This is a genomic window from Zeimonas arvi (genome assembly GCF_008039575.1).
Classification (GTDB): Bacteria; Pseudomonadota; Gammaproteobacteria; order Burkholderiales; family Burkholderiaceae_E; genus Zeimonas; species Zeimonas arvi.
Map to the genome: position 1 here is coordinate 594,146 of NZ_VDUY01000001.1, position 14,425 is coordinate 608,570.

A 14,425-nucleotide genomic window follows, 5' to 3' on the forward strand; every position below is an offset into this window, starting at 1 on the left:
TATTCAACTCATTCAGCACGACGGGCACGAGAACATGAGCCATCTCCCGAAGGTAAAGGTCGCCGCGGCGCACGCGGCGCCTGTCTTCCTCGACAAGCGCGCCACCGCCGAGAAGGCGGTCAGCCTGATCGCCGAGGCGGCGCGTCAGGGCGCCGAACTGGTGGTGTTTCCCGAGTCCTACGTACCGGCTTTCCCGGTCTGGGCCGCGCTGTGGGCGCCGCTTCACAACCACGACCTCTTCGCGCGGATGGTGGCCAACAGCATCGAGGTGCCTGGCCCCGAGATCCGGATGATCGCCGCCGAGGCGCGCCGGCGCGGCGTGTTCGTGTCCCTGGGCATCAGCGAGAAGAGCCCGGTCAGCGCCGGGTGCATCTGGAACTCGAACCTGCTGATCGACGATCAGGGTCGACTGCTGAACCACCACCGCAAGCTGGTGCCGACCTTCTTCGAGAAACTGGTCTGGGCGCCCGGAGACGGCGCCGGGCTGCGGGTGTCCGACACCCGGATCGGGAACATCGGCGCGCTGATCTGCGGCGAGAACACCAATCCGCTGGCCCGCTACGCGCTGATGGCCCAGGCCGAGCAGATCCACATCTCGACCTGGCCGCCGATCTGGCCGACCAGGGTGCCTCGCGCGGGCGGCAACTACGACAACGTTGCGGCGAACCGCACGCGCGCCGCGGCGCACTCGTTCGAGGCGAAGGCCTTCACCATCGTGTGCGCCGGCTTCATGGACCGGGCGATGCGCGATTTCCTGGTCGACCGCGATGCGAGCGTCGCCGACGTACTCGACGAGACGCCGCGCGCCGCATCGATGCTGGTCGACCCGACCGGCGCACAGGTGGGCGACATGCTTCAGGCCGAGGAAGGCATCCTGACCGGCGAACTCGACCTGGCCGCCTGCGTGGAGCCCAAGCAGTTCCACGACGTCGTCGGGTACTACAACCGCTTCGACGTGTTCGAACTGAAGGTCACGCGCGAGCGCACGCGGGCGGCACAGTTCCTCGACCACGACCTGCCCGGCCCCATCCCGCTGGCGGACGACGATGCCGGGCAGCCTTAAGGCCAACGGCGCCGTCGGCCGGCTGGCCGAAACCGTCGCCTACGGGCCCGAGATCTTCGCGCGCTTCGTGCGCGCGCTGAAGGGCCGCAACAAGGTCGATGCGCCAGTCCGGCTGGCCGAAATGGCCGCCGGCCTGCTTTCCATCCGCGGCGAAGCCTCGGGCGTGGCGCTCGCCCGGCAACTGCTCGACGAGTACCTCGAGGCCAGCGACGCCGACAAGCTGGCCTTCCTGCTGGAGCTGGCGCGCGAGTTCGGGCCCGACCAGAAGGCGCTCGAGCGCAGTGTCGCGGCCTGGATGAAGAAGCCATCAGGCGCGACCGCATTGGCGCTGCACCAGGCAGCCGAGTCGCGCCGCCAGGAGCTGATCCGCCGGATGAACCAGGCGCCGGGCGGCACCGCCACGCTGGTGAGCATGCGCGAAGACGTGCTGCGCAACCTGAAGGCGGAGCCCGATCTGGCGCCGCTCGACGCCGACTTCGTGCATCTGCTGTCGTCGTGGTTCAACCGCGGTTTCCTGCGCATGCATCGGATCGACTGGTCGACGCCGGCCGAGATTCTCGAACGGATCATCCGCTACGAAGCAGTGCACGAGATCTCCAGCTGGGACGACCTGCGCCGGCGCATCGACCCATCCGATCGCCAGTGCTTCGGCTTCTTCCACCCCGCGCTGGGCAACGACCCTCTCGTGTTCGTCGAGGTCGCGCTGACCGAGGGCATCCCGAGCGCCATCGCGCCGCTGCTCGCAGAGAAACGCAAGCCGATAGACCCGAGCAAGGCCGATACCGCAGTGTTCTATTCGATCTCGAATTGCCACATGGGGCTGCGCGGCGTCTCCTTCGGCAACTTCCTGATCAAGCAGGTCGTCGAGGAACTGTCACGCGAGTTCGCGGGGCTGCAGACCTTCGCGACCCTGTCGCCCGTGCCCGGTTTCACCCGCTGGCTGGCGAAGGAGGCTGCCAGCCGCGACGGCGCCCTGCTGACACCCGGCGATCGCGACAGGCTGGAGCCCCTCACGCGCAGCGACGTCGAGCTCTCGGACCGCCTGCTGGAAGCCGCCAAACCGGCGCTGAACAACGCGCTGCTCACCTATCTCTTCGACGCGAAGGACGGCACGGCCAAGTCGCTGGACCCGGTGTCGCGCTTCCACCTGGGCAACGGCGCCCGGCTCGACCGCGTCCATTGGGCGGCCGACACCAGCAGCAAGGGGCTCAAGCAGGCGCTGGGCTTCATGGTCAGCTACGTGTACGAGCTGCAGGCCGTCGAGCGCAACCACGAGGCCTACGTCAGCAAGGGCGAGATCGCCATGTCGCCGGCGCTCTCCAGGAGCGTTGCGGCGATGAGAAAGCGGCGGGAGCAGAAGGAGTAGGCCGCGCCAGTCGAATCCGCCGCTCGATACCGAACCGTACAAATCGAGTTCGCGCAGACGCTCCTCGACGATCATGATTCTCTCCGAGGGTTCTCTCCGAGGGTCGATCGACGTAGGCGTTTGCCGAGTGGGGCGCACTTGGCATCCCCACCCCGCCCCGCAATCTGGTGGGCCCCCTGGGAGTCGAACCCAGCACCAACGGATTATGAGTCCGCTGCTCTAACCAGGCATGAGCTAGAGGCCCGCGCCGCCGATGATAACCGCTCACCGACCGCGGGCCGTATCGATCCGCAATGCGGCAAACCGGGCCTGACCGACCCTTCCGGTATCGTTACGCCCCTGCCCTCCCTGCGCCGTGCCGCCTCTCGATGTCCCAGCCCGATCGCACCCTTTTCTGGCTCGCCGCCGCCTCGTTCGCGAGCATGGCGTCGATGCGCATCTGCGATCCGATGCTGCCGGCGCTGGCGGCCGATTTCGGCACCACTGCGACGGGCGCGGCGGGGGTGGTCACGCTCTACACGATCGGCTACGGCTTCTCGCAGCTCGCGCACGGACCGCTCGGCGACCGCATCGGCAAGGCGCGTTACATCGCGGGGGCGGCGCTGGCCGCAGCGCTGGCTTCACTGCTGTGCGCGCTGGCGCCGGGGCTGGCCGTGCTGGAGATCGCGCGGCTGCTCACCGGCTCGATCGCGGCGGCGATCATTCCGCTGTCGATGGCCTGGGTGGGCGACACGGTGCCGTACGAGCGGCGGCAGGCCACGCTCGCCCGATTCCTGAACGGCACCATCCTGGGCCTGATCCTGGGCCAGGCCATGGGCGGGCTGCTGGCCGACACGCTGGGCTGGCGATCGGCTTTCGTGCTGCTGGCGGCGATCTTCGCGATGGCGGGGTGGAAGCTGCGGGCGGTGGTGCGCGCCGGAGTGCAAGCCGCGCCCGCCGCGCCCGCTGCGACGGTCGAGCCGCCACCCGCCGGTGCGCTCGCCCGCTATGCGCTCGTGCTGGGCGTGCCCTGGGCGCGAGTGATCCTCGCCATCGTGGCCATCGAGGGGCTGCTGGCCTTCGGCGCGCTGGCCTTCATTCCCACCTCCCTGCACGAGCAGGCGGGACTGCCCATCTGGCTGGCCGGCGCCACGGTGGCGGCCTTCGGACTGGGCGGCTTTGCCTACACGCTCACCGCCGCGCGACTGGTGCGCCGCTTCGGCGAAGCGGGCCTGGCGATCGGCGGCGGCGCGGTCCTGGCCGCGGGCTTCGGGCTGGTCGCCGCGGCGCCGGGCTTCCTGTCGGGCGCGATCGCCTGCATGCTGATCGGGCTGGGCTACCACATGCTGCACAACACGCTGCAGACGAACGCCACGCAGATGGCGCCCACCGTGCGCGGCACGGCGGTTGCGCTGTTCGCGATGAGCCTGTTCATCGGGCAGTCGGTCGGCGTCACGCTGGCAGCGGGCGCCCTTCCCTCGACCGGCTTCGCGCCCTTGTTCGCCGCCACGGCCCTGGGGCTGGCAGCGACCGGGGCGGTGTTCGCGTGGTTGATCGGGCGTCGGCAACAGACGATTCAGGAGAGACTTTCATGAGCAAGCCCCCCGGCACCGCAGACATCGGCGTGGACCTCGCCGATCACGTTGCGGTCGTCGAGATCCGCCGCGGACCGCACAACTTCTTCGACATCCCGATGATCGCCGGCCTTGCGGGCATCTTCGAGGCGCTCGAGGCCGATCCGGACTGCCGCGTCATCCTGCTGTGCGCCGAGGGAAAGTCCTTCTGTGCGGGAGCGGACTTCCAGACGCGCGACGCCACGCCCGAGCAGGCCAGCCCGCGCGGCATCAATCCCATCTACTTCGAAGCCGTCCGTCTCTTCGCCTGCAGCAAGCCGGTGGTCGGCGCGATTCACGGCCCGGCGATCGGCGGCGGCCTCGGGCTGGCGCTGGTGCCCGACTTCCGCGTGACCTGCCCCGAGGCGCGCTTCTCGGCCAACTTCAACCGGCTGGGCTTCCACCCGGGCTTCGGCCTGTCGTACACGCTGCCGCGCCTGGTCGGTCCGCAGCAGGCGGCGATGCTCTTCTATACCGGCAAGCGGATCGGCGGTGACGAGGCGGTGCGCATCGGGCTGGCCGACGTGCTGGTGCCGCAGGCCGAGGTGCGCAGCGAGGCGATGCGGATGGCGACCGAGATCGCGATCTCCTCGCCGCTGGCGGTGCAGTCCACGCGCGCCACGCTGCGCGCGGGCATGGTCGAACAGATCCGGCTGGCTGTCGCCCGCGAGAGCGTCGAGCAGAACTGGCAGTTCAAGACCGAGGACTTCAAGGAAGGCGTGAAGGCGATGGCCGAGCGGCGCAATCCGGATTTCAAGGGGAAGTAGGCCGTTCCGCCCGCGTCCGCAACCCGATCAGTGCGTCCACGCCCACGATCCGGTCCTTCGAACAGATCAGCGGGTTCAGGTCCAGTTCGGTGATCCGGCTGCGGTGGTCCGAGGCGAACTGCGCGACCCGGCACACGATGTCGGCGAGCTTGTCGAGGTCGACCGGTTCGCTGCCCCGGAAGCCCTGCAACAGGCGCGCGCTCTTCAGGCCACGCAGCATGCGCAGCGCCTCGTCGTGCGCCAGCGGCGCCAGCGAGACCGCGGTATCGCGCATCAACTCGACCATGATGCCGCCCAGGCCTACCACCACGGTGGGCCCGAACAGCGGGTCGACGCGGGCACCCACGAACACTTCAACGCCGGCGCCCACCATGGGCTGGACCAGCACGCCGCGGATCGCGTCTGCGTGGGTCACCCGCAGCGCGTTCGCCACGATCTCCGCATGCGCCGCGCGCACCGCATTCTCGTCGGCGAGTGCGAGCCGCACGACGCCGGCTTCGGTCTTGTGAGGGATGTCGATCGACTCCACTTTCATAACCACCGGGAAACCGATCTCGCGCGCCGCGGCGATCGCCTCGTCGGCGGAGGCCGCCAGCCGGTCCTGCACCATCGGGATGCCGTAGGCGGCGAGCACGGCCTTCGCCTGGCCTTCGGTCATCACCTCGGCCTGGGCCGCGTCGAGACTGCGCCCGACCGACGCGCTCACCTCGGGCGCCACGAGGGCCGCCGATGCCGGATCGCGCGCGGCCGCGCGTTGCGACCACCCGTGCCACTTCTTCAAGGCCTCGAAGCAGGCGCCCATCGAGCGGAACAAGGCCACCCGGTCGGACTGCTCGGCGATCGTCGACCCCGGGCCTTCGATCCACTGGGTCAGCCAGACGATGCATGCGATCTTGCCGTGCCTGCGCGCCAGTTCGTCCAGCACACCGATCCTCGGGGTCGCGATGTCGTAGGCGTAGGCAAAGGGCACGACCAGCGTGCCGTAGGCGGAATCCGCCATCAGGGCCTCGGCGACTCTCCTGAAGGACATCGGGTCGCTGATCACCTGGGCGGTGATGTCGCAGGGGTTCCGGGCCGAGCCGAACTCGGGAATGGCGTCGGCCAGCACCGCCCGGCATGCCTCGGCCGGTTGCGGCAGTTCGATACCGCGCGACTCCGCTTCGTCGGCAGCCATGATCGCGGCGCCGCCCGAGGTCGAGGCCACGGCCACGCCGCTCGCCACGGGCCTGGGCGCCTTCGCGAAGAAGGACGCTGTCTCGACCAGCGCATTGAAGTCCTCGACCAGAACGATCCCCGCATGCTCGAACGCGGCGCGATAGGTGCGGTTCGAACCGGCCAGCGAGCCGGTGTGCGACAGCGCTGCGGCCGCGCCCTGCTCGCCGGTGGCGATCTTGTAGACGATCACCGGCTTGCCGTGCCGGCGGGCGATCCCGGCGGCCTCGATCAGCCGCATCGGCTCGGCCATGCCCTCGAACAGACAGGCGATCGCGGTGCAGGCGTCGTCCTCGGCCAGGTAGGCGATGAAATCGGCCACGTCGACGTCGGCCGAATTGCCGGCGGTCAGCACGTGGCTGAACGACACGCCGTGCTCGATCGCCTGCCCGAACGCGAAGCCGAGCGCGCCCGACTGGCTCACCAGCCCGATCGACAGCGGTCGCGGCGCGTCGATCACCGCGGTGGCCGCGAACGTGACGATCGCACCCAGCGAGTAGTTGAGCACGCCCAGACAATTCGGACCGACCAGCCGCACGCCGGCGTTGCGGGCGATCTCGACGATGCGCGCCTGCTCGGCAGCGCGATCCGGCTTGCCCGTCTCGGCGAAGCCCGACGCGAACACGATCACGCCGCCCACGCCCAGTCGGCCGCATTCCTCGATCACCGCCTCGACCTGCTCGCGCGGCGCCGCCACCACGACACAGTCGGGGACTTCCGGCAGCGCGCTCAGCGACGGATGGCAGGGCAAGCCCTCGATCCGCTCGTAGCGGCTGTTGACCAGGTGCAGGCGCCCCAGGTAGTTGCCGAGATTGCGCAGCAGGCGCAGCCCGAAGGAGCCCTCGCGTGCCGATGCGCCGACGATGGCGATGCTGGCCGGCGCGACGAGCCGGCGCAGGTCCGAATGACGATACAAACCGCGATTCATGGTCCCGGACACTAAGGCCGGGCCGGGACGCGCGTCAAGAAAGCCGGCGCGGCCGACGGCGCAGGTACACGTTGTTCGCCACCAGCGCCCCGACCACGATCGCGGCGCCCGCGATCTCCGAGGGCACGAAGCGCGCGCCCTCGGCCGCGCGGAAGGCGAAGGTGACCACCGGCATCAGGTTGAGCAGCAGCATCGCGTTGACCGCGCCGATCTTCTTCGCGCCGTAGTTCCACAGGAACATCGAGATCACGACGCCGACCACCGACACGTAGGCCAGGCGCCAGCTCGCCGCGGGCAGCACTTCTTCGTTCGCATAGGTGGCGCCGGCCAGCCAGGCGATACCCCAGGCGGCCAGCACCAGCGCAACGGCCGGGCCGCTGGTGAGCGCCGACACGCGTATCGTGGACCAGCCGTGCAGGCGGGTGGTGATCAGAACGTACGACACCCAGGCGGTGGCGGCGCCGAAGGTGAGCAGGTTGCCCAGCACCTCGCCGCGCACCGCGGGCGCGGGGTTCAGGATGGCGTCGCCACCGCGAGTCACGGCGATGGCCACGCCGGCGAACGCCAGCGCGAGGCACGCCAGCGTGAATGCCGGCGGGCGCTTCTTCCAGACGGCCCAGTCGGCGATCGCGGTCATCGCCGGCTGCAGCCCGAGGATCAGCACCGCGATCTCGGGCCGGGTGCGCGCCAGGCCGGTGATCATCAGCAGGGCCGAGGCGCCCATCGCGATGCCGGCCACGACGACCAGCTTCAGGTCGCGCCCCTGGGCGACGAAGGCGCGCAGGCCCTCGAGCCACACGAGCAGCGGGATGAAGCACAGGAAGGCGACGCCGTAGCGCACCACGCTGATCGAGAAACCGTCCAGCGCCGGGAAGATGCCCTTGGCGATCGGCAGTTGCCCGCCCCAGACCAGCACGGCGAACAGCGCGGCGCCCAGGCCGCGGCCCAGGCCGGAGGGTCCGGTCAGGCCCGACGATCCCGACGCGCCGGCCCCGCTCACGGCGCCAGGATCGCCTGCAGGATCGACTTGGCGACGAAGCCGAGGATGCCGAAGGCGAGCACGAAGAACAGGATGAAGGTCCCGAAGCGGCCGGCCTGCGAGTCGCGCGCCAGCCTCCAGATGACGAACAGCATGAACAGGATGAACCCGCCCACGCCGAAGGTCATGCCGAACTCGGCGATCTGTTCTTCTGTGTAGCCGAACATCTCAGCGCCCCGCACGCGGCGCGCGGGCCGGGTTCGCCTGTCCACCCATTGGCTCGACCAGGTCGCGATACGCATGCCAGGTGGCATGGCCCAGCACCGGCAGCACCACGGCCAGGCCGATCACGGTGACGAAGCCCAGCAGCGTGAGCGCCATGATCGCCGCGGCCCACACGCCCAGCGAGACCGGGTTCAGGCCCACCGCCGCCACGCTGGTGCGGATCGCGGTGGCGAGCGGCACAGGCCGGTCGACCAGCAGGGGCACCGAGACGGCCGTGACCGCGAACACGATCGCGGCGCCCAGCCCGCCGGCCAGGAACCAGACGAGCAGCCAGGCGTCGCCGGCGGCGAGGAACTGGTGGACGAAGCCTGCGACGCCGCCGGCGTACCCGCTCGCCGCGGAACCGGCGCCGCTTCCGCCAGCCAGGCGCACCAGCATCGACGAGAAGCCCACCCACAGCGTGCCCGCCACCGCGAGCAGCCCGCCGAGCGCCGCGAGCTGCGCGCCGCGCCGCTTCCAGACCGCGAGCAGCGCGAGCAGGCCCAGCGGCGGCAGCCGCTCGCCCGCCTCGAGCCGGCGGCTCAGTTCGTGAAAGCCGGTGACCAGCACCGGCGCCACGATCACGAAGCCGGTGAAGGCGCCGGCCAGCAGGCCGGAGTCGCGCCAGCCGACGGCCACGATCGCCAGCGCGCCGGCGAGGAACAGCAGGCCGTGCAGCGCGCTGGCCAGCGGCGCGCGAGCGAAGTCTCGCCAGCCGGCGGCCAGCCAGCCGGCCACGTGGGCAGGCGTGATCTCGCGCAGCGCGGGCAGCGGCGGCGCGCTGCCCGGCCGGGACGCTCCGGGGGAGGCGGACATCCGGCGCTCGCCCGCGGCCTTACTGGCCTTCGAGGAAGCTCTTCAGCTTGTCGGCGCGGCTCGGATGGCGCAGCTTGCGCAGCGCCTTGGCCTCGATCTGTCGGATCCGCTCGCGGGTGACGTCGAACTGCTTGCCGACTTCCTCGAGCGTGTGGTCGGTGCTCATCTCGATGCCGAAGCGCATGCGCAGCACCTTGGCCTCGCGCGGGGTGAGCGAGTCCAGCACCTCTTTCACCACGTCGCGCATCGAGCCGTGCAGCGCCGCGTCGGCCGGGGCCAGCGTGGCGGTGTCCTCGATGAAGTCGCCCAGGTGCGAGTCGTCGTCGTCGCCGATCGGCGTTTCCATCGAGATCGGCTCTTTCGCGATCTTGAGGATCTTGCGGATCTTGTCCTCGGGCATTTCCATGCGCGCGGCCAGCGTGGCGGGATCCGGCTCCTGGCCGGTTTCCTGCAGGATCTGGCGGCTGATCCGGTTCATCTTGTTGATCGTCTCGATCATGTGGACCGGGATGCGGATCGTGCGCGCCTGGTCGGCGATGGACCGGGTGATGGCCTGGCGGATCCACCAGGTGGCGTACGTGGAGAACTTGTAGCCGCGCCGGTACTCGAACTTGTCCACCGCCTTCATCAGGCCGATGTTGCCTTCCTGGATCAGGTCGAGGAACTGCAGGCCGCGATTCGTGTACTTCTTGGCAATGGAGATGACCAGGCGCAGGTTGGCCTCGGTCATCTCGCGCTTGGCGCGACGGGCCTTGGTCTCGCCCGCCGACATCCGCTTGTTGATCTCTTTCAGGTCCGGCAGCGGGAGCACCACGCGCGCCTGCAGGTCGATGAGCTTTTGCTGCAAGTCCTGGATGGACGGCAGGTTGCGCTGCATGACCTCGGCATAGGGCGGGTTCTTCGCGATGATCTGCTCGGCCCACCGCAGGTTGGTCTCGTTGCCGGGGAAGCTCTCGATGAACTTCTCGCGCGGCATGCCCACGCGATTCACGCAGATGTCGGCGATGGCCCGCTCGAAGGTGCGGACCTCGTCGACCTGGCCACGCAGCGTGTCGCACAGCTTCTCGACCATCTTGGCCGTGAAGCGGATGCTCATAAGCTCGTCCTGGATCGCGGTCTGCGCCTTGACGTAGGCCTTGCTCTTGTAGCCTTCCTTCTCGTAGGCCACGCGCATCTTGTCGAACCACTGGCCGATGTTCGTGAACTTCTCGAGCGAGGCGCGCTTGAGCTCCTCGAGCCTGGCGGTGCCCGCAGCAGCCGCGGCGTCCTCGTCTTCTTCCTCGTCGTCGGAGGCGGCGGCGGCGGCCGCGGCCGAGGCGGCCGGGCGCAGGTCCTCGTCCTCGTCGGCGTTCGGGTCGATCAGGCCGTCGACCACCTCGTCGATGCGCATGCTGCCGGCGCCGATCTTCTCGGCGTGGGCGAGCACTTCGGCGATGGTGGTGGGGCAGGCCGAGATGGCCTGCACCATGTGCTTGAGGCCGTCCTCGATGCGCTTGGCGATCTCGATCTCGCCCTCGCGGGTGAGCAGCTCAACCGAGCCCATCTCGCGCATGTACATGCGCACCGGGTCGGTGGTGCGGCCGAACTCGGAGTCCACGGTGGACAGCGCGGCTTCGGCCTCTTCCTCGGCGTCGTCGTCGGTGGCCACCACCGGCGAGGTCTCGCCGATCAGCAGCGTCTCGGCATCGGGCGCCTGCTCGTAGACGCGGATGCCCATGTCGCTGAACGTGCCGACGATCGAATCGATGGATTCGGCGTCGACCAGGTCTTCGGGCAGCTGGTCGTTGATCTCGGCGTAGGTGAGGTAGCCGCGCTCCTTGCCCTGCTTGATCAGCAGCTTGAGCTTGTTGCGGGTGGCCTCGCGCTGCTCTTCGGTGATGCCCTGGCGCCCACCGAATTCCTTGAGCAGCTGCTTTTCCTTGGTGCGGGCGCCGCGGCGCGACTTCACCGCCGGCGCGGCGACGACTTCTTCCTCGGGGATGGCCTCGACGTCGGCTTCGTCCGAGTCGACGTCGGCGTCGTCATCGAAGGACGCGACGGAATCGTCGTCCTCGATGATGTCGTCGTCGAGATCGCCGTTGCCGGAGCCCTTCTTGCCCTTGGCGCCCTTGGCGCCCTTGGCACCCTTGGCTCCCTTGGCTCCCTTCGCAGCCTTCACGCCCCTGGCGGCCTTCCCGGCCCTGGGCGCCTTGGCTGCGCCGGCCGTCTTGGCCGGAACGGCGGTCTCGAGTTCCTGTAGATCCTCAGCGGCGCTTGCGGCGGCCTTGGCCGCCCTGGTCGACTTGACCGCCCTGGTCGGCTCAGCAGCCTTGGCGGAAGCCGACTTGTCGGCCTTCGACCGGGCCGGCACGGCCTTGGGCGCCACCGCTCTGGCGGCGGGCTTCGCTGCCTGCGTCGCGACCTTGGGTGCCTTGGCGGGGGTCTTGGCGGGGGTCTTGGCCGGGGCCTTGGCGGGAGTCTTGGCCGCAACCTTGGCGGCAGCCTTCGGCGCGCCGGCCTTGGGCGCAGCGGCCTTGGCGGCTCTCGGCGTGGCAGCCTTGGGCGTCGCAGCCTTGGAGGCAGCCTTGGCCGGCGCTTTGGCCACAGCCTTGGCCGGCGCCTTCGCTTCGATCCTGGAAGCCGGGGCCTTGCCCGCGGCCTTGCTGCTCTTGGCGGAAGTTTTCGTCGTCACTGGATGATTCGCCTTGGACGGGTTGCCTGCGCGCCGGATCGCGCCGCCTTCTCCGGGGGACGTGAATGCTCGAACGACCCGGACTCCTGTTTCGTCGACGACACCCCGGCGGCCTTGCGGCGCTGGTCGTGCCCGGCGGGCTTTCGGCGCCGGTGGTCCACTCGCGGCCTTGCGACGCGGCACCTTGCCGCCCGCAGCCGTGGACCGGCCAGGGGTGCTCGAACACGGGGTCCCTGACGAGCCAGGCGGCTTTTTGGCAGGGTAACTGATCATTATATCAAGAACGGGCCCGCATCGCCATAAGTGCCTGATATCTCTCGCGATCCTCGTCGGTGCGGATGCCGGCCTTCGCCAGTTCGTCGATCTGGCGGCGCACGTGGCGGTCGCGCAACTGCGCGACCGCCGCCGACAGTTCGGCGGCAGCCTCGGCAGCCGTCAGGTCCGCCAGTGCGGCCGCGTCGGAGGCCAGCGCCCGTTCGAAGGCGCGCACCGACTCGGGATCGGCCTCGCGGAGGCTTTCGACGACGTTGCCGGCGGTGCTGCCCGGCGGCAACACGGCCACCCGGTCCACCCATTCGATGAGCCCGGCCGACAGCCACTCGCCGCGCTCGACGGTGGACGCCAGCCCCGGGTGAAGCGCGACCAGCAGCCGCAGCCTCGCCTCCAGATCGGGCCTGGCCACAGGCGGCCGCGGGACCGGGCGATCGCGAAAGCCAGGCCTGCCGCGACCGCTCCACGAGCGGCCCTCTCCGCCCCAGGAACGGCCCTCGCCGCTCCACGACCGGCCCTCGCCCGGCAGGCCCGCTTCGTCTTGCCATGGCCCGGCATTGCCCTGCCACGGCCCCGCGTCGCCGGACCGGCTGCCGCCCTGGCCGTCCGCGCCGCCCACCGGCCCCCCGTGGCTGCCCGCACCCGGCCTGCCCGCCTGCCCGGCGCGCGCAGCGTGCTGGGCGGCCTGGCTGGCGAAATAGCGCTCGACCTCGTCCACGCCGAGCCGGGCCAGCTCGGCCACGCGGTGAACCAGCTGCAGCTTGAGCGCCGGCGCCGCCAGCGCCTGCAGCAGCGGCGCAGCCTCGGCCAGCAGCCGGGCACGGCCCTCGGGCGTCTCGAGGCCGACCCGCTCGGACAGTTCCGTGACCAGCAGCTCCGACAGGGGCATCGCGCCGGCCAGCGCCTCGCGGAAGCCTTCGGCGCCGTGGGCGCGCACGAAGCTGTCCGGATCGTGCTCGGGCGGCAGGAACAGGAAGTCGATCCGCCTGGCGTCCGCGGCCTGGGGCAGGCTGGCTTCGAGCGCGCGCCAGGCGGCCTTGCGGCCGGCGGCATCGCCGTCGAAGGCGAAGACCACCCGGTCGGCCAGTCGCAACAGCTTGCGAACATGGTCGGGCGTGGTCGAAGTGCCCAGCGTGGCCACGGCATTGCCGACCCCGTGACGGGCGAGCATCACCACGTCCATGTAGCCCTCGACGACCAGCACGCAGTTCTCGCGGCGGATGCCGTCGCGCGCTTCGAACAGCCCGTAGAGCTCGCGCCCCTTCGAGAAGACCGGGGTCTCGGGCGAGTTCAGGTACTTGGGTTCGCCGCGGTCGAGCACCCGGCCGCCGAAGCCGATCACCTGGCCGCGGGGATTGCGGATCGGAAACATGATCCGGTCGCGGAAGCGGTCGTAGCGGCGCTTGCGGCCGTCGTCGCCCTCGCTCTCGATGACCAGGCCGGCCTCGACCAGGGCCGGCGCCTCGTAATCGGGCACCGCGGCCTCGAGGCCGCGCCACTGGTCGGGCGCGTAGCCGATGCCGAAGCGGGCGGCGATCTCGCCGGTGAGCCCCCGCCCCTTCAGGTAGTCGATCGCCCGCGGCGTGTCCTTCAACCGCCGCCGGTAGAACTGGGCGGCGCGGGCCAGCAGATCCAGCAGGCCCGGCGTGCGCGGGTCGGGGCCGGCCCTGCCGACCGTGCCCGGCTCGCGCGGCACCTCGAGGCCCAGCGAGCGCGCGAGATCGGTGACCGCGTCGACGTAGCCGAGACCGGCGTGCTCCATCAGGAAGCCGATCGCCGAACCGTGCGCGCCGCAGCCGAAGCAGTGGTAGAACTGCTTGGTCGGGCTGACGGTGAACGAGGGCGACTTCTCGGTGTGGAAAGGACAGAGCCCCAGATAGTTCGCCCCCGCCTTCTTCAGCCGCACGTAGCGGCCCACCACGTCGACGATGTCGACGCGGGCGAGGAGGTCCTGGATGAAGCTCTGGGGAATCACCCGGCTAGCTTAACCGGCCATCCGCTCAGCGCGCGGCGAGCCTCTCGCGCACCCGTCCCGAGACGGCCGACAGGTCGGTGCGACCGGCCAGCTTCTGCTTGAGCACGCCCATCACCTTGCCCATGTCCTGCGGGCCGGCGGCGCCCACGGCGGCGATCGCTGCGTCGATCTCGGCCGCCACTTCGGCCTCGCTGGCCTGCTTCGGGAGGTAGGCGGACAGCACCTCGATCTCCGCACGCTCGCGGTCGGCCAGATCCTGGCGACCGGCACGCTCGTACTGCTCGATGGAATCCCGGCGCTGCTTGCACAGCTTGTCGACGACCGCCGTGACCTGGGCGTCGTCGAGCTCGATGCGCTCGTCGACTTCCTTCTGCTTGATCGCTGCCAGCAACATGCGGATGGCCGACAGGCGGTCGGCCTCGCGCGCGCGCATCGCGGCCTTCATGTCTTCGCCGATACGGTTCTTCAGGCTCATGTTCGATTCCGAAAAGACAAAAACCCGCCTCGGACTGCAATCCGGGG

At 70.1% G+C, this 14,425-nt stretch carries 11 protein-coding genes and 1 tRNA gene; 4 read left to right on the plus strand and 8 right to left on the minus strand.

The genetic code is table 11. The features are described from left to right. Window positions 1-34 precede the first annotated feature (34 nt). Together FHP08_RS02775 and FHP08_RS02780 are read left to right on the plus strand one after the other, a co-directional pair. Window positions 35-1,063 carry a carbon-nitrogen hydrolase family protein gene (locus tag FHP08_RS02775; protein WP_147702762.1) on the plus strand — a complete coding sequence of 343 codons (1,029 nt, stop codon included), beginning with the start codon at window positions 35-37 and terminating at the stop codon, window positions 1,061-1,063. Next, complete coding sequence (locus FHP08_RS02780; protein ID WP_147702763.1) at window positions 1,047-2,429, plus strand: malonyl-CoA decarboxylase; 1,383 nt, start codon at window positions 1,047-1,049, stop codon at window positions 2,427-2,429. Before FHP08_RS02775 ends, FHP08_RS02780 begins: the two co-directional genes overlap by 17 nt. Window positions 2,430-2,594: 165 nt before the next feature. On the opposite strand, the gene FHP08_RS02785 is transcribed toward FHP08_RS02780, so the two are convergent. Beyond that, a tRNA-Ile gene (locus FHP08_RS02785) sits at window positions 2,595-2,673 on the minus strand. A gap of 124 nt (window positions 2,674-2,797) precedes the next feature. Between FHP08_RS02785 and FHP08_RS02790 the strand changes: the two genes are divergently transcribed. Then, entirely contained in the window at window positions 2,798-4,003 is a 1,206-nt protein-coding gene (locus tag FHP08_RS02790) for an MFS transporter (RefSeq protein WP_147702764.1), read from the plus strand. Next, the gene (locus FHP08_RS02795) at window positions 4,000-4,788 is read left to right on the plus strand and encodes an enoyl-CoA hydratase/isomerase family protein (protein WP_147702765.1); all 789 of its coding nucleotides are present in this window, start codon (window positions 4,000-4,002) and stop codon (window positions 4,786-4,788) included. The genes FHP08_RS02790 and FHP08_RS02795 overlap by 4 nt, the downstream gene beginning before the upstream one ends. Here the strand turns inward: FHP08_RS02795 and FHP08_RS02800 are convergent. The 7 genes from FHP08_RS02800 to FHP08_RS02830 form a co-directional block, all read right to left on the minus strand. Continuing rightward, the gene (locus tag FHP08_RS02800; RefSeq protein ID WP_225879007.1) at window positions 4,775-6,916 is read right to left on the minus strand and encodes an acetate--CoA ligase family protein; all 2,142 of its coding nucleotides are present in this window, start codon (window positions 6,914-6,916) and stop codon (window positions 4,775-4,777) included. The two genes, FHP08_RS02795 and FHP08_RS02800, sit on opposite strands and share 14 nt — an antisense overlap. Before the next feature lie 46 nt (window positions 6,917-6,962). Then, window positions 6,963-7,928, minus strand: coding sequence for a DMT family transporter (locus FHP08_RS02805; RefSeq protein ID WP_147702767.1), 966 nt, complete (start codon window positions 7,926-7,928; stop codon window positions 6,963-6,965). Continuing rightward, a complete protein-coding gene (locus FHP08_RS02810; RefSeq protein ID WP_147702768.1) occupies window positions 7,925-8,134 on the minus strand; it encodes a DUF2788 domain-containing protein in 210 nt (69 codons plus the stop codon). Before FHP08_RS02810 ends, FHP08_RS02805 begins: the two co-directional genes overlap by 4 nt. Before the next feature lies 1 nt (window position 8,135). Next, window positions 8,136-8,987: a DUF2189 domain-containing protein gene (locus FHP08_RS02815; protein WP_147702769.1), complete on the minus strand. Its 852-nt coding sequence runs from the start codon at window positions 8,985-8,987 to the stop codon at window positions 8,136-8,138. Between the two features lie 19 nt (window positions 8,988-9,006). Then, window positions 9,007-11,598 carry an RNA polymerase sigma factor RpoD gene (rpoD, locus tag FHP08_RS02820; RefSeq protein ID WP_407703971.1) on the minus strand — a complete coding sequence of 864 codons (2,592 nt, stop codon included), beginning with the start codon at window positions 11,596-11,598 and terminating at the stop codon, window positions 9,007-9,009. 337 nt (window positions 11,599-11,935) lie between these two features. Beyond that, a complete protein-coding gene (dnaG, locus tag FHP08_RS02825) occupies window positions 11,936-13,903 on the minus strand; it encodes a DNA primase (RefSeq protein ID WP_147702771.1) in 1,968 nt (655 codons plus the stop codon). Window positions 13,904-13,928: 25 nt separating this feature from the next. Further along, complete coding sequence (locus FHP08_RS02830) at window positions 13,929-14,378, minus strand: GatB/YqeY domain-containing protein (protein ID WP_147702772.1); 450 nt, start codon at window positions 14,376-14,378, stop codon at window positions 13,929-13,931. Window positions 14,379-14,425 lie beyond the last annotated feature (47 nt).